Here is a 17,778-nt window from a genome sequence, read left to right on the forward strand (position 1 = left end):
GCTTCAAAAGTTAATTGCGCGGCTTTTCGGCTTATTTGCTTCGGTTGACCGCACAATTGCGTCACTCTCTTTGAATTGCGTCAGTTGCGAGCGGATATGCGTCGGTTTAGCGCTGAATTGTATTAATTTTCACTATAATTGCGCCGGTTGCATGCCCTGGCACTGCGCTCCTCCTCCCCTAAGGCAACACGCTCGGCGTCAACGTATACGCATTAGCCCCGCCTGGTGCGACGGCATTGAAAATCGTGTATTTCCGCTCTGGAAATTTAACGGCATATGTTGCCTGGCCTTCTAGCCCTTGGATCGTCACAACACTTGGGACAGGGACGCTGTATGCTGCGGCATTTGATGTGAGCGTATGGCTTTCACGGATGATTTGTCCGTCTACCATGATCTGAACTCGGTCCTCGCTGTCACCGGTGAAGTCCCAGATCAGCATACGCGCCGTGCCCCCGTCAAAGTTGCCGACTGCAAAATCCTGCGAGTCTAAGGCTACTTGGCTTGCATCTTCTAGAACAAAGCCTGATTCCATTTCAGTCGATGTACGGTTTGCGATTTCATCGGCTGCTGCTTCATCAGACATCGTTCCTGTGGAGAATGCCATGCCTGAGATTGTAAGGATCAACGCCAAAAGTCCGATTGCTGTTCGTGCCAGTTTGGCGGATGGGGTCAGCTCTCTTTTCTGACTAGATCCCTCCCGCTCTTCATTAATCAAGTTTTTCACTTGGCTCGCTCGGTCTTGGTTCTTTTCGTTATGCATATATGGTCGCTTGTTCATCTACATCGTCCTCCTGTTTGCAAACGGAGATGAGGCTGGGTGACGGTGAAACCACCATGACATCAGCACTCTTACTCCGATGAAGCTCATAATTGCAAGGAAGATCGCAAAGCCTTTTGAAGGGAAATTATGCTCTGCCCAACTATTCAAAAAGGTCGCTCCAAGCCCAAGGCCAATTAGCATAAATAGCCCCATTTGCAAGATTGGCCAGAGAATCGGCCACTTTGTATAAATCCAGCTTAAGGTCTCTATTCGGATGGATAAATAGAGGAAGAAGCTGCACAGACCGATCATGAACAGATAGACAGACCCGGTTGGTGTTCCGTATTGCAGCATCGTCCGTATATCATCAATGGCCAAAAACGGACCAATGAGAATACTTACAGCAATAAAGAAGAAAAACGGATAAAAGACCAGCCTTCCGCCGACACGTACTAAGCGCATCATGCGATCTCCTCCCTTCTTGCGACATCTTCTTTTGTGATCGTAATTAATTCTTCAAGCTCTGCATCAGGCACATTCATCAGCCTGACGGAATGCTTGCGGATGGTCGCTTCCATTAAACTACGGACAAATCGCCCGTTGCCGCGGGAAGCCTTTGCTGTTTCCATTTCACATTGCTCACGAATCGCATCAAGAGCACCGGCCTCTATTTTGTAGCCTTTGTGCGTGAACATCACGTTGGAAATTTTCACGAGCTCATCTGTTGAATAGTCAGGAAAGGCAATTTGATGTGGGAAACGTGATCGCAAACCGGAATTTGACTCCCAGAATTCTGTCATTTCTTTTTCATAGCCGGCAACAATGACAACGAGCTCTCCTTTTAAATCTTCCATTGCTTTTACGATCGTATCAATCGCTTCTTGTCCAAATTGATCACCAGCCAGGCTGTAGGCTTCGTCAATAAATAAGACACCGCCTCTTGCCTCATCGATGATTTGTTTTGTTTTTAAGGCCGTCTGTCCGACATATCCAGCTACGAGTCCGCTGCGGTCGGTTTCGATTAAGCGGTCTGTTGCGATCACACCGAGTTCATGCAGGCGTTTAGCCGCTATGCGAGCGATGGTCGTCTTCCCTGTTCCTGGGTTACCGGTAAATGACATATGCAGGCTTTGCCCGCTGATCTCAGGCAGATTCAATGCCTTACGTCTTTCGTTCATTGCGACTTGAGCAAAAAGATTTTCCATAAAGGTTTTCACATTTTGCAAGCCGATAATGTCATTTAACTGCTCTTTGGCCTGATCCTTGTTTTCTGTTTCCACGTGGATGTCGAAATCTTCTGCTTGCAGCTCGATCAGTGCTTCAGGTTCATTTGAATCTATTTCAGCAATGCGCACTGACTGTCTTCTAATTGCTGCTTCTAATTCATTTCGAACCATCCGCCCATTTCCAGCCGCTTCACGATCGGCTGCTTGCTTCCTTCTAAATGCTGATTCAAGTTCTGTATCAAGCTCGTGAGACAGCAGAAACCCACGGTGCTTTGTCAGGATATGGAGCATTTGTACAAGCTCCGTCGCTGTGTAATCCGGGAAGTGAATATGCAGCGGAAAGCGGGAATATAAGCCCGCATTGGTGTCGAGTAATTTTTTCATATCGTCTTCGTAGCCTGCTAAAATGACGATGAGATTATCTTTATGAATTTCCATCAGCCGGACAATCTCATTAATTGCTTCTTCCCCGTAGCCTCCGTGACCATCGACTAACGCATACGCCTCATCAATAAACAGCACACCGCCAAGGGCTGACTCGACTACACTCTTCGTTTTTTCTGCCGTTTGACCGGCATAGCCTGAAACGAGCTCGCTTCGTCCCACTTCCACTAAATGTCCTTTTTTCAACACCCCGAGCTCTTTCATCATCTGAGAGAGGGTTCTGGCGATCGTTGTTTTTCCTGTACCTGGATTTCCGGAGAACACCATATTCAATACTTGCTCTGTACGGATCGTATGTCCCGCTTCTTTTCTGCGTTTATTTGCAAGAAGCTGTTTCTCAAGCGTACGGATAACGTTTTTGACAGAGTCTAAGCCGACGTAAGCTGAGAGCTCTTCTTCAAGGTCAAATCTTTGAGTTTCCATGATGCCAAAGTCTTCAACTGTTAACAGTTGATAGTCAGCCTCGGCTTCTTCGTTCACTCGCACCGATTGCTTGCGGATGGCTTCTTCTAATACGTTACGAACAAGGCGTCCGTTGCCGCTGTCATTACGGCCTGGTATCTGTTTTCGTTCAAAAAGTTCAATTAAAGGTTTCTTCGACTCTTGATCAAGGTGGTAGTCACGCTTTTGCGCCATTAACTCAAGCATCGTATAAAGTTCGTCAGCACGGTAATCTGAGAACTCAACTTGAAACGGGAAGCGAGACCGCAGACCAGGGTTTGTTTTAAGAAAGCCCTCCATTTCCTGCGTGTAGCCAGCTAAGATGACAACTAAATCCTCGCGGTGATCTTCCATCCCTTTTACAAGAGTATCGATGGCTTCCTGTCCAAAGCTGTCATGCTGATTTCTTGAAAGAGCGTACGCCTCATCAATGAACAGCACCCCGCCTAGAGCTTCTTGGATTTTGCTCATCGTTTTTGGTCCGGTGTGACCGACATATTCACCGACTAAATCCTGGCGAGCGACCTCAACCAACTGCCCTTTTGATAGAATGCCAAGTCCTTTTAATATGGAGGAAATGAGTCTAGCAACCGTTGTTTTACCCGTACCAGGATTGCCGGAAAAAATCATATGAAGCGTCAGCGGAGTCGTTGATAATCCCATCTCTTTTCGTTTCAACTGCAGTTCAACTGTTTTCGTTAATTCATGCACAAAGGTTTTCACTTCAGCTAATCCGATCAAGCTTTCGAGTTCGTTAAAAGCTTGCTCTACAGACTCTGCTTCTGCTTTTTCTAAAGTGAGAAGCGGGTGTGCCTGACCTTCAATATAAATGGCATGATCAGCAGTGATTAAATGTGCTTGATCATTTAATTGACCGCGGGCACGAGCTGCGACGAGACTTTCAACAAGCTGAATGCTGATCCACTTTTTTAATACCCGTCCGTTTTCTTCTGTGTTCAGAGATAGCTCTGCTAATAATTCAGCAACCGCATCATCATAGGTAATCTGTTTATTTGTAAGCTCGGCTGCTTGTGATTGAGCTCGTTGCAGCATGTGAGACGCTATTTTTATGAGATGCTCGAGCTCTAACGGCTTTGTATGCAGCTGATCTTGGATCTGTGAGCGGATGGCTTCTGGCAGATCTCTTTCTTTTTCAGTAATAAAGACGAGTCTATGATTCGCAGCATCAATCATGACGCCTGCTTCTGTTCTAAAATAGCCATTTTTCACTAATTGCTCTAAGTTAGTTAGAACCTGTGTATGTGCACTTTTGATCCCTTTAAACACGATCGTTGAGCCCCCGTAGGAGAAGGCACTTGAGAAATCTTTGACGAAATTAGAATGTATATCTTTTTCACTGTAGAGACTCACATCGAGTGTAATGACTTGTTGGTTGGTAAGCAGTTTATGGTGATGAAGCGTCTTTACGACTTCTGTCAATCCTTCTGTTTTCCCTGTTCCGATCGGCCCTGTCACAGAGATCACTTGAGCTTTACCGTCAAGACTTCCCTCAAGTAAGTATTGCTTCTTAAACCATAGGACGAGCTCTTTCAGATATTCCTTTTGACCATACACACGCTGGCCAACAGACGTCTCAACTAAATGGAATAACTGATCAATCTCTTCTTTATAAAGCCGCTTTCTCGAGGACTTCTCTTTGACTGGCTTAGTCGTTGCAACAGGACGGTTCGACTCCCTGTTATGGGGAGTCGGGGATGGCTTCATTGCTTCAAGACCATTTGGTGTATGAGTTGTATGTGTTCCCGGCACTCTCATATGTGCCTTGTTCTCTTTAGTGTTACGTTTAAAATCTAATAACTGTAATTCTGGTAAGATGATCCGCGACCACTTTTTCCACATCATTCTTATCTCCTTAACCTGTTTTAACGGATCGGCTGGAATCCCTTCGTTTTTAAGAACTTCCATGCCGGATCATACCCAGCTACTGCAGCTTGGGCATCAATATGTTCAAACCGCTTAGACGCCATTAGAGCACGGGTAAATGTCACTTCTATTAATCTAATATCCTTATGATGACCATCAGTTGGATCAATGCGCCTCTCCTCTACATGACAATGAACCGTCGTGACATCTGGCAATGCATGCAGGCAGTCGCGCGCTGCTTTTAAAAGAAGAGAGCAAATGAATTGCTGATATAAATGATAGTAATTAGTTTTCGTCTGTGCTTTTCTTGAAAGCTTTCCTGTCTTCGTTAAACTAAATGTCTCATCGGGGATCACATCATCGTTTACTAGCACCTTCAACAGTACTTCACTTCTATCAATCGGCACAAGCTCAACTACGGCACCATATTCATTTGCAGCAATGAAAAGATCTGTTTCAGCGAGCAGCTCCTGATACATTTCTACACCGCCCGAAGCAAGTGTTTGTGCTTTATTTACACGGTTAAGCCATGAGGCATAATTCCCTTTGTCCTCTAAGACGGCTTGATCCACCTTTTCCTCTAACCCGGCACGTTCCTTTGCTTCCTTTTTTAATAGTCGCGAGAAAAAGGACGGCTTATATTGTTCGACATCTCTTCGTGCATCCGTCTCGTGTGGCCCCATTTCACCTATTGAAAATGGCGGTGCTTCACTTGCTTTTTCCTTCCAATTGATCGGTTCTGATACTCGTAAATGGAGGTGTTGTAATGCTTTTATGTGTTGTTCGTATTCTTCTACAAGCTGAGAGGTTTCATTAGATTGATCCGTTGCGTTCTTGCTCAAAGCCTGGCTTGAGTTCGTTTTCCTTCCTTTCCGAGAGGAATGAGACTTAGAGTAGGACATGCCGGTCCCTGGTATTCCAGCAGTCGTTGTCCGTCTTCCGCTCGTGTTGATAGAATGTCTAAACCCCTTTCCTCCTACACTTAATCCAATTGATTTTTTGCTGACATTTATTCTTACGCCTGGAGCGATTTTCTTACTTCGCCGAAATCTGAAGGCCATTGCAATGCTGCTCCCCTTTCAATAGAAATATCCACTATTTATGTACATTTTTATTGTCTCTTAATTTTAGCATAGATCTCTTTATTGAGATTCATTGATTACAATTATTGAAGAAAATGCCAAGGCCTTTAAATTTGTCTCCATCCAAGATTACTTTTCATATAAAATTGGTTTTACTGTATACATTTTGAAATGCTGATTCGTTGTATAAGTGTTGGGAGGATAAAGAAATGAAAAAAGAAGATGTGCTCGCCTCCTATCTTATCCAATTGGGAGAGGAAGTGTTTCGGTTGTTATTGGTGAGAGGTGCTGTGAAGGAAGATGCAGAAGATATTATTCAAAATACGTTTTATAAAGTGTATACGCTGCTTGATGATTTAACAGAAGGCAATTTGCGTCCTTGGTTTTTTCGGGTCGCTTTGAATGAACATATTGACTTGATGCGTAAAAAAGAGAAACAAACCATTTATTTGAATAATGAGATTTATACGAAGCTTGCGCATGCAGACCGTGAATTTGACGCGGTCTTGAATAAGGATGAGATCTTCTACCTTTTAAAAGAGGTCAAAAAAGAATACAAAGAAATTTTTTTGCTGAAGTATTATTATGATTTTTCTTATGAAGAAATCGCTGACATGTTAGGTGTGAAGACAGATACAGTAAAACAAAAGTTGTACCGCGCAAGAAAATTTATTCACTCAAAGACCGGAGGAAAACGCTGATGGATCACTCACTAAAAAAAGCCTTAAAAAAAGCAAAGCGAAAGCAACTCCTAAAAATTACGATGATTTCTATCCTTGTCGTCATGCTTTTACTGCCTGTCTTTTATAGAACGGGAAATTATTTTGCGGCAAAAAGTACGATGAGACTCCACGATGCATTAGTGATGCACCATGCGATTTCTCAGCCGAACGTGCATATGGATTCACGAGTGACGAGCAACCGGTCGATGTTCGGCGGAAATATTGTCACAAATCGCTCGAAGAATATTAATGGCTATGTTGTTCCTTGGAGTACTCTAACTAGCTCGTATGGCTGGATCCAAACGGAAATTGATTTTAATGAACTAATACCCGGATCTTACAGTTCTGATACAGGATTTTACGAGTATGATAAGCAAACAAAACAGAAAGTGGCAACCTTTTATCATCCATTAATCGAAGACTACCATGATGGGGTGCAAAATCAATTAGCAGCTGTTGCAGAAATGGAGAATTACGTGGCTGAAGTGGCTATTTCGTTTGACCGCCCCTACACATTTGCAGAGGTTCAAGGACGTATTCCTGACAACTTAAACATCGTTTGGTTGTATATGACCTCTGAAATTCGAGATGAAAGCATGGGTCCGGCTGGGATGCCTGTTTACGGATTTGCTCCTGGTTCCTCGCCTGATGATGATACCTATGCCTATTTTGTTGAGACACTAAAAGAGTATGATGACAGAGGCTATAATGACGCCATTCAAGAGTTTCTGAGTGAAAACGGCGATAAATCCATTGATGAAGTTGAGGTGCTGGGTGTAATGCTGACGGGTCAGACAGAGAATTTTGAAGCGTTAGTTGGTGAAGATTTCATCCGTGGTGCATCTGTTGGAGTGACTGCGGAGATGGTTCCTTATATTACGCCGGAGAAGTAAGACTATTAAAAGAAGCCTAATCCCTGCTACTAAAGAGAGGAATTAGGCTTTTATTCTTATGGTTATTCTTCAGGAAGCAAGACTACCTTTCCTAGCTTTCCTGCTTTTTTAAAATAGGCTTGAGCTTCTCTAGCTTGTTCTAGAGGGAACGTGCAATCAATGACGGGTTTGATTTTGCCCGCAGATATAGCTTGAAGCATGCGTCTGAACTCATCTCTAGTGCCCAATACAGAGCCGTAAAACGTAATATGTTTTAAGTACAGTGTTCTAAAATCAAGTTCTGTCTTTTGACCGCCAGCAGAACCAGATATACAGAACTTCCCGCCTTTTTTCAGTACTTCGAGGGAAGTTGGGAATAATGCATCCCCTACTACATCTAACACGGCATCAATTGGTCCGCCATTTACTTCGATTATTTCTCGAGCAAGATTAGGTGATTTATAAGATAATACATGGGTAGCGCCTAGCTCCTTTAATTGTGCTTCCAAACGCAGGTCGCCAACAATTGCAATCACCTTAGCGCCAAAAACGTTAGCCGCAATTTGCACATTAAGAGATCCCACACCGCCATTTGAGCCTGTAACCATCACAGTCTCGCGGGGGTGAGCTTGAATTTGTTCAACCATATGCCAAGCCGTCAACCCGCTAACTGAAAAAACGGCACTTTCGATATAATCGGCAAGCGGCATATCAAAGCATAGTTCAGCCGGCCATACGACGTATTCTGCATATCCCCCATCAAATTCTGAGCCGATAAAGGACATATCATCTGAAATATGTTCGAATCCTTCCTCTCCACTCGATTTAAACGGGAAAAGAACGACATTTTTATTGAGCATCGATTGATCTACAAGGCTGCCCGCCTTTACGACGGTACCGGTAATATCAGAGCCTGGGATGCGTGGAAACTCTACCCCTTCTGGACGCCATCCAGACTTAGAGCCATTTCCGTAAGCTCCTTCCCTCATCCAGATTTCTGTATTATTTATGGCACAAGCCTTTATTTTAATGAGCACTTCATTGTCTTTCGGTTCAGGAATAGCCCTTTCAACAATTTCTAATTTATCTACATCACCATACCCTGTTACTTGTACAGCTTTCATACCTTTTCCCCTCCCTTCGTTGGATAGTATAGAGTGTAGTACTTTTCGTTTAAATATACAAAAGGAATAAGATGAAAAAAATATGTAACATTTAAGTAAGCAACAGCTTCAAACGTTAAAAAGACAGCACTTCGTGAAAAGTACTGCTCTGGCATTGCAGCATTGACGCTCACTTATTATGGAGCTTAGAAATAAAACTCCCAGTACAGCATGTTTACACATAGAATAACCGTAAAAATAATCGTCATGATCCAAAATCGCTTTTCACGTTTATCTAAGCGTTGATTTTTTAATTTCACAGTTAAAAATACACTATTTATAAGAGCGATCACGATATAGATTAGGTTCAGAGTTAAAAAGGGCTTGAGAAAGTCATAGCTGACCATGGATGCTGTCTTGTAAACGATCCAAAGAACGTTTGTGAATATAAGCAGATTTAAAAGATTTTGAGTAAATAGTAATCGATGCAGAGGTTGTTTAGTCCATATCCTTCTAATAGCAGCAATTATCACATAGATGAATGAAAACAGTATAGCTGCTGCACAGAGAACGAGTCCGCCCCACTCTAGCACATGTTTATAATAAGGCACGTAAAGGAGATCAGAATAAGTATTAGATAACACGTTTTTCAGTTGTGGGTGCTCTGAATACACATCTAAGCTGTATAAGCTCGGGCTGTCCTCTGTTTTGTAGATGCCTGGTTCTAGCTGGGTATATTGTAAGCCATTAATAGCTAAATGATTCGATTCACTTTGTGTCGTTTTCCCTCTTAAAAATAACCCGTACACCTTGCTGAATCCAGAGCTAGGTAGCCTGGCTGGCTCATACACACCTTTCCACATAGATGACTCTTCAAGATTTCCGTTATTTTCAACATGAACATATTCACCAAAAATCAGTTCAGGTATTCCCGTTGTGAACGTACTTTCATTTTTAATGTTGGTTAACACGATCACTCCGGTACGTTCGTTTCGATCTACATAAAATGAGGAGCTAAAGGCTTTAGAATTACCGCCGTGACCATACACATGCTGACTTTTGGATGGTAAATAAAAGAAGCCATTTGCGATCCTTGGGATAGTGGTACCCGGATAATATAATGTTGTTTCAAACAGTTGATCAAGTGTCTCTTTATTTTTAAATAGAGGGGTATTATCTTCAGCTAATAAAGCTTGCATTAATCTTTGTAAATCTGCAGCTGTCCCGGTCGCACTGCCAACTGGATACATAGGGATTGAGTAAAAATTAGGTTCAATAAGCTGCAGTGCTGACGAATATCCCTGTACCTCTTCCCTCGCTTCTCTTACCCATTCGTTATCGTCTAGTGCTGGGTCGATTGCTGTTTTTGTCATACGAAGCGGTTCGAAAATTTTCTGCTGGACGTATTCAACGTAGTCTAGGCCGCTCACTTCTTCCACAATATAGGCAGCAAGACCACTTCCGTAATTAGAATAAGCAACCACATCACCAGGAGGAAATACCTGCTTTATATCTGCATTTTCAAGTACTTCTTTTAGGGTGTGCTTTTCAGGTGGATGATGAATCATTAAATCTGTATAGCTGTCATCAAATCCCGCTGTATGATGCATTAAGTGACGCATCGTGACTGGTTCTTCATACGTGGTTTTGGTGCGGAAATCATCTGGCAAGTACGTTTTTATATCTGTTTCTAAATCGATTTGTCCTTGCTCGACTAATTGCATGACACTGATCCAAATAAGAATTTTAGACACAGATCCCCATTCAAATACCGTATCCTCTGTAACGGGGATTTGATTTTCTATATCGGCGTAACCCTTCATTTTGTATATGAGTTTATCTTCGTCTATCACCATTGTGGCTAATCCAGCGATGTCTTTTTCGTGTTCTTTTAAATACTCCTCAACTTTATTTTCTATGGAATCAGCTACATTTGCAGATAAAGTTGAGGGAGAATCGAATGTAAATAAAACTAAGAATAATAGATAAAGGATGCTTACCTTGGAGAATTGATTGGTATGATGATTCACTGTAATTTTGTCCCCTTTTTGTCGATTAAACGATCAGTAGAAACTTGCTGTGTTCAGTTACATCAAGTTAGGGATGAAGACATACAGGAAGAATAAAAAGCCGAGGAGCCCAATTCCTGCGCCTGCTAAGATGAGTAGCAGTGGAGTTAATTTCTCTCTCATAGTTTCTCTCCTTTTATTACAAGGATTTGATAAAGTGCAGCTTATTGGTTTGGTGAGAATGAATTAATTGTATGTATTGAATTGATTATTGCTTTGCTTACCGTTGCAATTGCGTTGGTGTTTGTCTTAAATGCTCCTGTTGAGAGTGTAAGTGCGTCGATTCTCACTTATTGCGCCAGTATTGATACTATATGCGCGAATATAGTTTGTTATTGTATTCACTTATGTATTAATTGCGCCCGTTAATACCGGAAAGCTTCTTCACTCATCATTATTTAGGTCTTTTTAAACCTATACAAGCAACCTAGGCCCATGCCTCTCATAAGATAAACTAACGATTCTAAGTGAGGTGGTGGTGACATGAACAGGCAAATTCCTGCTACATTTGCTAACAATGATTCGGATAATTCGCTCCCATCTAATAACCAGCAGCCTGGTCCTTCACCACAAGATAATCCTTATAACGTTAGCTTGAGCCTGCGATTAGGATTAATAGCAGGGATTATTACGACCATTGGTGATGCTTTAGCTGCTTATTCAGCAAGGCTTGCTATAGATGAGGAGATCTCAAGTAATTTTGATAATCTTAAATCTCAACAGGAGCAGGACGAACGTTTTGCCAAATTAGAGAGCCAAATGGAGCAATTACAGCAGCAATTAGCGAAAATGTCCGATCAAAATAAGAAGTAACATCTTACTTATAAACGACTTCAAACCTCTCACAAACAACGGGCATTTTATAGGTGAATTCTTTTTCAATTTGATCAAACTCTTTTCTAAAAAACGTCTCATGCACATCACGCCAATAAGCTAACGACCGGTCCCCTTCGCCTTCTAAATACGCATGTTCTTTTGTCACTTCATCAAATGGAATAACTTCGACTGACGTTGTTTGCACAATTGCTGCGGCATCTCCTTCTCCATTTAAAATGATATTCAGCTGACCCACTTGCGGCAATGCTTCATTTTCGAGTTCATACAGCGTAAAGTTTGATGCCGTCGCTGTTTTCACTCCTTCAACGACTAATAAGGCAAGCTCATCTGCCATTTCCTTGGAATCTCCAAAGGCCCAGGCTGAATATTCCTCTGGTGCATTGGGATTGCTTTTACGGAAGGTTTCCCATAGTTGTGTAATAGATGTATTATTATTCAATTTCATTCACTCTTTCTTTATTAGTTTGTGTCAAAATCATAGGGTAGAATCTTATAAAAACCCGTAGCTTTTCCTTCAAATCCTCTGTTTGTATAAAATTGATGAGCACCGTCTCGCTCGTCACGATTACCGCTGTTCAATACTAATTTCACAATCTGATTTTCTATGGCCCATTCCTCCGCTTTATTAAGCAGAGCAGCCCCAATACCACTATTCCTGTAATTTGATGCAACGACGAAAGCGACTATACGTATGTAATGATCATTTCTTTCATAATGAGTTCCTAAAATCATGCCAATCATGCCTATAACTTCACCATTCATCTCCGCAACTTGGGTATTGTAGTCAGGATTAGCTTGAATTTTATTAAATCGTGTTTCCATCTCTTCACTAGTTGTCGGATACCCCAACTCACCCATTAGACTTGCTAAGCTAGGAATGTCTTTTTCGGTCGCTTTTCGAATCATGAAAGATCCTCCATTTCTAGCTAATACTTGTTTAAGGCAGATCTGATTTGTTCAAAATGGTGTAAGTCATGTTGTATCAGCCCTATTAAATAATCATTAAGAGTGAGAGTTGACGTTCCTATAATGAAGGACGTCTTCCAATATTCATTTGCAATCTCCTGAACATTGTTATGTAAATGAGTCCTAGTAGAAATAAATTGGCTGATGGTCGTTTGTTTACTCTGTCTCCTGCTTAAACTTGCTGATTGCTCATTTAGTGCATGCGCATCTGGTCCTATTAGCAGTGGCTTGTTAGTAAATAGGTAAGGTAGTCGTTTGTCGATCACAAATTGATCCCAAGGAATGAGGTGGCCAACTATTTCTGCGACAGTCCATTTTCCACTACTTATTGCGGTACGCCATTCTTGGTCAGTTAAATGTTCTAATGATTGGACAAACTCTATTGAATGCATAATGAGCTAAAACATAAGCTTTATCATCATGCAAAGCTAGTTCACCTCACTTCCGTTTCTCAAATCGTGTCAATATCAAGTATTTCATGAATCTAAATGATTACTAATCAACTCTTTCTCTAATACTTTAACAATATCATAAGCTCCATCAGACTTGTTGGAACAAACAACAATGGAAATTGAAGCTTCTGGATAATAAGAAGAGTGAAAACATACACCAGGGTCATAGCCCATTACATGATACTTCTCAACAGATGTTTGGTTCTTCTTAATCCATACACCATAACCGTAGTAATGAACCTCTTCTTCAACATTGACATGAGGGTTAAGCAGGAGCTTGGTGTGTTTCTCATTTAGTATGGAGTAATTCATAAGCGCATTCCAAAGTTTCGTCATATCGTTAACTGTGATAAATGCTCCTCCATCTGAACCACCCTTGACAGGTAATGAATAGATATTTGTCTTCCACTTTCCACTAGGTAAATCAATATATCCTATAGCTGTATTTTGGGGCAGCGCATCAAATTCAAAGTATCCAGAATCTTTCATATTATTTTTATTAAAAATAAATGTTTGGATGTAATCCGTAAAGGTAAAACCACTTGCTTCTTCAATAATTAATCCGAGTATGATATATCCTGCATTGTTATAATGAAACCTTTCTCCGACTTTTAATTTCATCTTTTTATTTTGAAAAAGAGGCAGGAACCCACTTAACCTCCTTAATTGATACATCGGAAATTCAGACCAAAGCTCTTCAAAATCGTCCATTAGTTCCTCGTCAAAATAATCTGAGATGCCAGAAGTATGGGTTAAAAGATCATGAACTGTTATGTTTTTATCAAAGTGCGGAAAGTCTACTTTAAGGCAATCAGATAATTTTGTATCGAATGATAGCTTTCCGTTCTCTACTAGCTGGCAAATAGCTATTGCTGTTAGGAGCTTACTTCCTGATGCAATTCCAAACCTTGTAGATGTGTCATTCTTAAGCTTTTCAGAGCGGTTAGCATGTCCAAAAGACGTTTCTACCAACACATTTTCATTTTCTGTAACCAAAATCGAACCTGAAAAGTAATTTGCTTTTTGAATATCGGATATAATTTTCGTTATGTTAGCCTTCATATTAAGTCTCCCTTACTGACTGGAATGAATTATTTCAGAAATCGTACGGTGCAATTCTAGATGAGCATTAAAATGAAAGGCTGCTAATACGATGAGCAGCAGGATAAAACCTGCTGTAATCCACTTTGAATAAGTTTGCGGTTTAATCACTTTTGGATAGATCAAGTTAAAGGTTGCTACGAGTAATGCGAAGATGGCTACGTTCAACTCCCATAGTTGATTCGCTTCTGTAATTGGCAAAACAATGCGTAATGCTTCACTTGTTTCCACTTCGAACTGGTACACTTCTTTTGTTAGATATCCCTCTTCAATCGTTATCACACTCAAATCATCACTTAAGGAGTACGCATACCCAACAGGATTAAGCTTGTTTGTTATAATAAGAACGATGGCAAGGACGATTATTGCCATGTAAATGATCAATAAAAGTTTTCTATTATTCATTTAATAAAACCCACTCACTTCTCAACATCCCCATCTTGATCGCGTCATAATATTCACCTTCTACGGTTCTAGCCTGCCTGATCCGTGCTTCTTCTTTCATTCCGATCTTTTCAGCTGCTCTCATCATCCGTATATTTCCAGACCAAGTAGACATTCCTAAGCGATGCAAGTCTGTAGTGGTAAATAGATAATCAATCCAGAGACGATAGGCTTCTGTACCGTAGCCTCCATTCCAGTATTCCTTGTCATAGATGACGATTCCCGTTTCCAGCCAATTTGTATGTTTATCTACCCAATAACAGCTGACAATGCCAATCAGCTTTTCATTAACATGAATGGTTAGTGCACTTGGAGTGTTTGGAATGATTTCATTAGTCTCTTGCCAATGCTGCTTAAATTCCATTTTTGAAATTACAGGCTCAGGTATGTAGGGTCCATTCCACTTTTTAGCGGCTTGTTCTTCTTCTACGTACTTCCAATAATACAGTCCATCTAGATCTTTTTCGGTTGCTTCTTTAAGAGTGACTAACTTGCCTGAAATGTTGATCATGATAATCCTCCAGCCATTCTCTATTAGTCTCCTATTTTATCGTAATAACCCACTTTTATCAAAGGTTAGAATAATATGGTATAATTATGCCAAGATAGGTGGTGTTGATTGATATGATGAAGTATATATGGGGGCTTGTCTCCGTCGTAGGAACAGTATTGATTTCTTCTCTACTGCTTTTATTAGGATCTCCTGTACACTCTTTTGCAGTGTGGGTATTCCCTCTAGGTGCCTTCATACTCGGCTTACTGTCTTCACTTGGCTATTTCATTTATTTAAGAAAGAAAAGAAAGTGGCAGGTAGGTGATTTAGTATTTGTTAGTTTCACTTCACTTCTTACTTTTATCTCGATCTTTTTTATCCATTTTCAAGCGACATTTATTTCTGATCATGGGTTTATTAATTATTTCGGCGATGGAACGCATATTAGTGATCCGAGTGTGGTATTAATGGCCGGGCAGCAGGTAGATTTCTTCTCATTTATGAATAATCTTTATACAGATCGAAACTTTCAACACCTAATACCTGTAGATCAAGTATTAATTGTACCTGCCCTATGGGTGGAGGTTGCTGGATATGTAGCAGGAGCTTTAGCTATTCCGTTTTTGTTGTCAGCAAATGTTTATAAATGCAAAAGCTGTACGCCAGGCTATTATTCTACTACTAAATTATTCGATGTTCTTCCTGAAGAATATGAAAAAGAGAGGGCAATTTTGCACCACTTATATCAATCAAACAGCTCTGAATTATCTAGTTACCTGATTGAAAAACAAATGACAACTGACCTAAGACATTCAACTAATAAGGTGACAATATATAACATTGCTTGTCACACCTGCAGCACTAGACACTTAGCAGCAAGACATTATACAACTGAAAAAGATGCACCACCTTTGAAAGTTGAGTCAGAACAAATTTAGTATAGAGCAATAGCTGTTAATGAAGGGCCTTATCTACGTGACAAGAAACCATGTATATAATATCCAAGGGTGCTTCCCTCTTCATTCTATGAATTACTCAACTATAAAATGGGTTAGATCAACGGTGATACGTTTGCGTTGTTTATTTAAAATTTTGCGCGTTAGTTTGTGCGTCTTTTAAACCACTGTTGCGCTATAACTGTGGCACTATATAGGTTAAATCTGAAAGACGATCACCTTAGCAGTGATCGTCTGGTGATAGATAATTCATTTGACAGTATCGTAGTACAAATATGACATTTTAAATGAGATAGCTCTTATTAAGCAAAAGAAAAACGTTCCTGCTTACAACAGAAACGCATGATTTTTTTAATATCAATTATAGAAGCTTTATGAAACTTGCTTATCCTCTTTTGATGCAGTACCTTCCATAGCACCACCATTTTTGCCGATTAAGAGCAAGTATAGAACGATACCGGCTCCTATTCCCCATGCTGGACTTACAAAGGCAGTGATCATCCCAATCGCTAATGCATATCCACGGGAGATATTATCATTTACCATCGACATCGCAACATAAGCACAGGCAAACCCTGTTAATAATAACGTAAGAGATAGAGCAACTGGTAATAACGGGACGATGAGCCCGATAATTGGCAATAAAAACCCTAATGGTAATGATAGTAAATACCAGCTGATGGTACCAGAGTAGATAGAATCTAATGCTTTTCGACCAGACTTGTAACGCTCCATAATAAATACTTGAATTCCCGTCCACATCGGGCCATGCAAGGGAATGAGCACCCCGCCTGTAAACATTTGACCAACGTTACGAATGGCTAGTGCCCAGTGCGTACGAGTGTGATTGACATCAACCTTTTCATCTTGTCTCGATTTAGATGCTTCCTTTAATAGCGAATCGGCTACAAGAAGGTCACCAAAGACTAAAACATAAATCATAAGGGAAATGGGAACTGCAGATAGGATTAATGACCATGATGGCATGCCGACTCCCCATGGAGAAACTGTAGCCAGCAATTCACCAAATTGCGGGATGAAGAATCCCCACTCAATCGAAAATGTTAATTCCCCTGCAAATGTTCCAACAATCCCGGCTACGATAAAACTTACTAGCATCGCATTGGATGCCATCAATACTTTTGCCTTCGTATTTGGTAAACGCCCGAATGGTATTGAAAACATGAGTACTAATACAACAATCCATGAGGTGATCAGTGTAAAGGGTAATGTTTGTACTCGATTAATCTCCGACATAAATGCAGCTATGGCAGCACCAAGGATTATCCCGGCTTTTAAGGGCCCGGGGACTAGTTGATTAAACTTTTGTCCAAGGCCTGTTATCGCGAAGAAAATAAATAAGAAGGAGACTACTAAAGTGATTGCTATCATCGCTTGCACGGCTTCAGACCCCGGTGATACACCACCTAAAAAGACTAATATTAAAGGGAGCGCTGGGGTGATCCAACCAGCAGCATAGGCATCTCCAAATAGTACTGTTTGCGACCATACCCAGAACAATTGAATCGTTAAAATCGACCATGCTACTTCGAAAGGAACTTCAAAAAATTGCATCATGAGCGGTGCTAGAGCTCCCCCTGTAGCAAGCGATAAAAATGCCCCTTGAATTGCTTCAGGCCACGAAATAGCCACATGTACCCCAGGTAGCCGCATCGTAAAAGGTCCCCACTTAACACCTGGCTGAATTCCGCCGTATGTACGTTTTTTTCCCATCTTTCAACCTCCCTATTTCATCATTATTTTTGTTTAGGTGCAAATAACCCCCCCATATAAGTAAACGCTTTCATTTTTCCTTGAAATTAAAAACTAACCGGTCAGTATGTTAATTTTATATTCACTCTAAATCTATTTGTTTACGATGTCAATAAAAAAGATTGAATTTTCTAATTTTTGTTCCCTTAATTC

Annotated in this window: 17 protein-coding genes; 4 read left to right on the forward strand and 13 right to left on the reverse strand. The window is 40.9% G+C overall.

The genetic code is table 11. The features are described 5' to 3' along the window. Positions 1 to 178 precede the first annotated feature (178 nt). The 4 genes from PQ478_RS11195 to PQ478_RS11210 are packed head-to-tail and all read right to left on the reverse strand — an operon-like array spanning position 179 to position 5,816. Entirely contained in the window at positions 179 to 778 is a 600-nt protein-coding gene (locus tag PQ478_RS11195; protein WP_289234247.1) for a hypothetical protein, read from the reverse strand. After that, complete coding sequence (locus PQ478_RS11200; protein ID WP_289234248.1) at positions 779 to 1,225, reverse strand: hypothetical protein; 447 nt, start codon at positions 1,223 to 1,225, stop codon at positions 779 to 781. It lies immediately after the preceding gene. Then, positions 1,222 to 4,734: an AAA family ATPase gene (locus tag PQ478_RS11205; protein WP_289234249.1), complete on the reverse strand. Its 3,513-nt coding sequence runs from the start codon at positions 4,732 to 4,734 to the stop codon at positions 1,222 to 1,224. Before PQ478_RS11205 ends, PQ478_RS11200 begins: the two co-directional genes overlap by 4 nt. A gap of 20 nt (positions 4,735 to 4,754) precedes the next feature. Then, complete coding sequence (locus PQ478_RS11210) at positions 4,755 to 5,816, reverse strand: DUF4236 domain-containing protein (protein ID WP_289234250.1); 1,062 nt, start codon at positions 5,814 to 5,816, stop codon at positions 4,755 to 4,757. A 230-nt stretch (positions 5,817 to 6,046) separates the two neighbouring features. On the opposite strand from PQ478_RS11210, the gene PQ478_RS11215 reads away from it, so the two are divergent. Both PQ478_RS11215 and PQ478_RS11220 read left to right on the forward strand, forming a co-directional pair. After that, positions 6,047 to 6,538 carry an RNA polymerase sigma factor gene (locus tag PQ478_RS11215; RefSeq protein ID WP_289234251.1) on the forward strand — a complete coding sequence of 164 codons (492 nt, stop codon included), beginning with the start codon at positions 6,047 to 6,049 and terminating at the stop codon, positions 6,536 to 6,538. After that, positions 6,538 to 7,452: a sigma factor regulator N-terminal domain-containing protein gene (locus tag PQ478_RS11220; RefSeq protein ID WP_289234252.1), complete on the forward strand. Its 915-nt coding sequence runs from the start codon at positions 6,538 to 6,540 to the stop codon at positions 7,450 to 7,452. Before PQ478_RS11215 ends, PQ478_RS11220 begins: the two co-directional genes overlap by 1 nt. Positions 7,453 to 7,514: 62 nt before the next feature. Here PQ478_RS11220 and PQ478_RS11225 read toward each other — a convergent pair whose 3' ends face one another. Next, positions 7,515 to 8,555, reverse strand: a complete 1,041-nt coding sequence (locus PQ478_RS11225; RefSeq protein WP_289234253.1) for a zinc-binding dehydrogenase — start codon at positions 8,553 to 8,555, stop codon at positions 7,515 to 7,517. 185 nt (positions 8,556 to 8,740) lie between these two features. Beyond that, positions 8,741 to 10,564, reverse strand: a complete 1,824-nt coding sequence (locus PQ478_RS11230; RefSeq protein WP_289234254.1) for a serine hydrolase domain-containing protein — start codon at positions 10,562 to 10,564, stop codon at positions 8,741 to 8,743. A 522-nt stretch (positions 10,565 to 11,086) separates the two neighbouring features. Here PQ478_RS11230 and PQ478_RS11235 point away from each other — a divergent pair. Further along, complete coding sequence (locus PQ478_RS11235) at positions 11,087 to 11,416, forward strand: hypothetical protein (RefSeq protein WP_289234255.1); 330 nt, start codon at positions 11,087 to 11,089, stop codon at positions 11,414 to 11,416. 4 nt (positions 11,417 to 11,420) lie between these two features. On the opposite strand, the gene PQ478_RS11240 is transcribed toward PQ478_RS11235, so the two are convergent. The 6 genes from PQ478_RS11240 to PQ478_RS11265 form a co-directional block, all read right to left on the reverse strand. Further along, positions 11,421 to 11,885, reverse strand: coding sequence for an ASCH domain-containing protein (locus PQ478_RS11240; RefSeq protein WP_289234256.1), 465 nt, complete (start codon positions 11,883 to 11,885; stop codon positions 11,421 to 11,423). 14 nt (positions 11,886 to 11,899) lie between these two features. Beyond that, positions 11,900 to 12,346, reverse strand: a complete 447-nt coding sequence (locus PQ478_RS11245) for a GNAT family N-acetyltransferase (RefSeq protein ID WP_289234257.1) — start codon at positions 12,344 to 12,346, stop codon at positions 11,900 to 11,902. Positions 12,347 to 12,366: 20 nt separating this feature from the next. Then, positions 12,367 to 12,798, reverse strand: a complete 432-nt coding sequence (locus tag PQ478_RS11250) for a DinB family protein (protein ID WP_289234258.1) — start codon at positions 12,796 to 12,798, stop codon at positions 12,367 to 12,369. An 84-nt stretch (positions 12,799 to 12,882) separates the two neighbouring features. Then, positions 12,883 to 13,920 carry a serine hydrolase domain-containing protein gene (locus PQ478_RS11255; protein WP_289234259.1) on the reverse strand — a complete coding sequence of 346 codons (1,038 nt, stop codon included), beginning with the start codon at positions 13,918 to 13,920 and terminating at the stop codon, positions 12,883 to 12,885. A 12-nt stretch (positions 13,921 to 13,932) separates the two neighbouring features. After that, positions 13,933 to 14,364 carry a hypothetical protein gene (locus tag PQ478_RS11260; RefSeq protein WP_289234260.1) on the reverse strand — a complete coding sequence of 144 codons (432 nt, stop codon included), beginning with the start codon at positions 14,362 to 14,364 and terminating at the stop codon, positions 13,933 to 13,935. Beyond that, the gene (locus tag PQ478_RS11265; protein ID WP_289234261.1) at positions 14,357 to 14,914 is read right to left on the reverse strand and encodes a GNAT family N-acetyltransferase; all 558 of its coding nucleotides are present in this window, start codon (positions 14,912 to 14,914) and stop codon (positions 14,357 to 14,359) included. Before PQ478_RS11265 ends, PQ478_RS11260 begins: the two co-directional genes overlap by 8 nt. A gap of 113 nt (positions 14,915 to 15,027) precedes the next feature. Between PQ478_RS11265 and PQ478_RS11270 the strand changes: the two genes are divergently transcribed. Further along, the gene (locus tag PQ478_RS11270) at positions 15,028 to 15,834 is read left to right on the forward strand and encodes a hypothetical protein (RefSeq protein WP_289234262.1); all 807 of its coding nucleotides are present in this window, start codon (positions 15,028 to 15,030) and stop codon (positions 15,832 to 15,834) included. Positions 15,835 to 16,224: 390 nt separating this feature from the next. On the opposite strand, the gene PQ478_RS11275 is transcribed toward PQ478_RS11270, so the two are convergent. Further along, a complete protein-coding gene (locus PQ478_RS11275; protein ID WP_075683017.1) occupies positions 16,225 to 17,586 on the reverse strand; it encodes a hypothetical protein in 1,362 nt (453 codons plus the stop codon). Positions 17,587 to 17,778 lie beyond the last annotated feature (192 nt).

This window comes from Alkalihalophilus pseudofirmus (genome assembly GCF_029094545.1).
GTDB lineage: Bacteria > Bacillota > Bacilli > Bacillales > Bacillaceae_D > Alkalihalophilus > Alkalihalophilus pseudofirmus.

Bases quoted from the DNA above. Each gene is read 5' to 3' on its own strand.
- PQ478_RS11260 (WP_289234260.1), bottom strand. From the start codon at position 14,364: ATGAATAATAGAAAACTTTTATTGATCATTTACATGGCAATAATCGTC.
- PQ478_RS11195 (WP_289234247.1), bottom strand. From the start codon at position 778: ATGAACAAGCGACCATATATGCATAACGAAAAGAACCAAGACCGAGCG.
- PQ478_RS11200 (WP_289234248.1), bottom strand. From the start codon at position 1,225: ATGATGCGCTTAGTACGTGTCGGCGGAAGGCTGGTCTTTTATCCGTTT.
- PQ478_RS11235 (WP_289234255.1), top strand. From the start codon at position 11,087: ATGAACAGGCAAATTCCTGCTACATTTGCTAACAATGATTCGGATAAT.
- PQ478_RS11240 (WP_289234256.1), bottom strand. From the start codon at position 11,885: ATGAAATTGAATAATAATACATCTATTACACAACTATGGGAAACCTTC.
- PQ478_RS11255 (WP_289234259.1), bottom strand. From the start codon at position 13,920: ATGAAGGCTAACATAACGAAAATTATATCCGATATTCAAAAAGCAAAT.
- PQ478_RS11210 (WP_289234250.1), bottom strand. From the start codon at position 5,816: ATGGCCTTCAGATTTCGGCGAAGTAAGAAAATCGCTCCAGGCGTAAGA.
- PQ478_RS11275 (WP_075683017.1), bottom strand. From the start codon at position 17,586: ATGGGAAAAAAACGTACATACGGCGGAATTCAGCCAGGTGTTAAGTGG.
- PQ478_RS11215 (WP_289234251.1), top strand. From the start codon at position 6,047: ATGAAAAAAGAAGATGTGCTCGCCTCCTATCTTATCCAATTGGGAGAG.
- PQ478_RS11265 (WP_289234261.1), bottom strand. From the start codon at position 14,914: ATGATCAACATTTCAGGCAAGTTAGTCACTCTTAAAGAAGCAACCGAA.
- PQ478_RS11220 (WP_289234252.1), top strand. From the start codon at position 6,538: ATGGATCACTCACTAAAAAAAGCCTTAAAAAAAGCAAAGCGAAAGCAA.
- PQ478_RS11250 (WP_289234258.1), bottom strand. From the start codon at position 12,798: ATGCATTCAATAGAGTTTGTCCAATCATTAGAACATTTAACTGACCAA.
- PQ478_RS11270 (WP_289234262.1), top strand. From the start codon at position 15,028: ATGATGAAGTATATATGGGGGCTTGTCTCCGTCGTAGGAACAGTATTG.
- PQ478_RS11205 (WP_289234249.1), bottom strand. From the start codon at position 4,734: ATGATGTGGAAAAAGTGGTCGCGGATCATCTTACCAGAATTACAGTTA.
- PQ478_RS11245 (WP_289234257.1), bottom strand. From the start codon at position 12,346: ATGATTCGAAAAGCGACCGAAAAAGACATTCCTAGCTTAGCAAGTCTA.
- PQ478_RS11225 (WP_289234253.1), bottom strand. From the start codon at position 8,555: ATGAAAGCTGTACAAGTAACAGGGTATGGTGATGTAGATAAATTAGAA.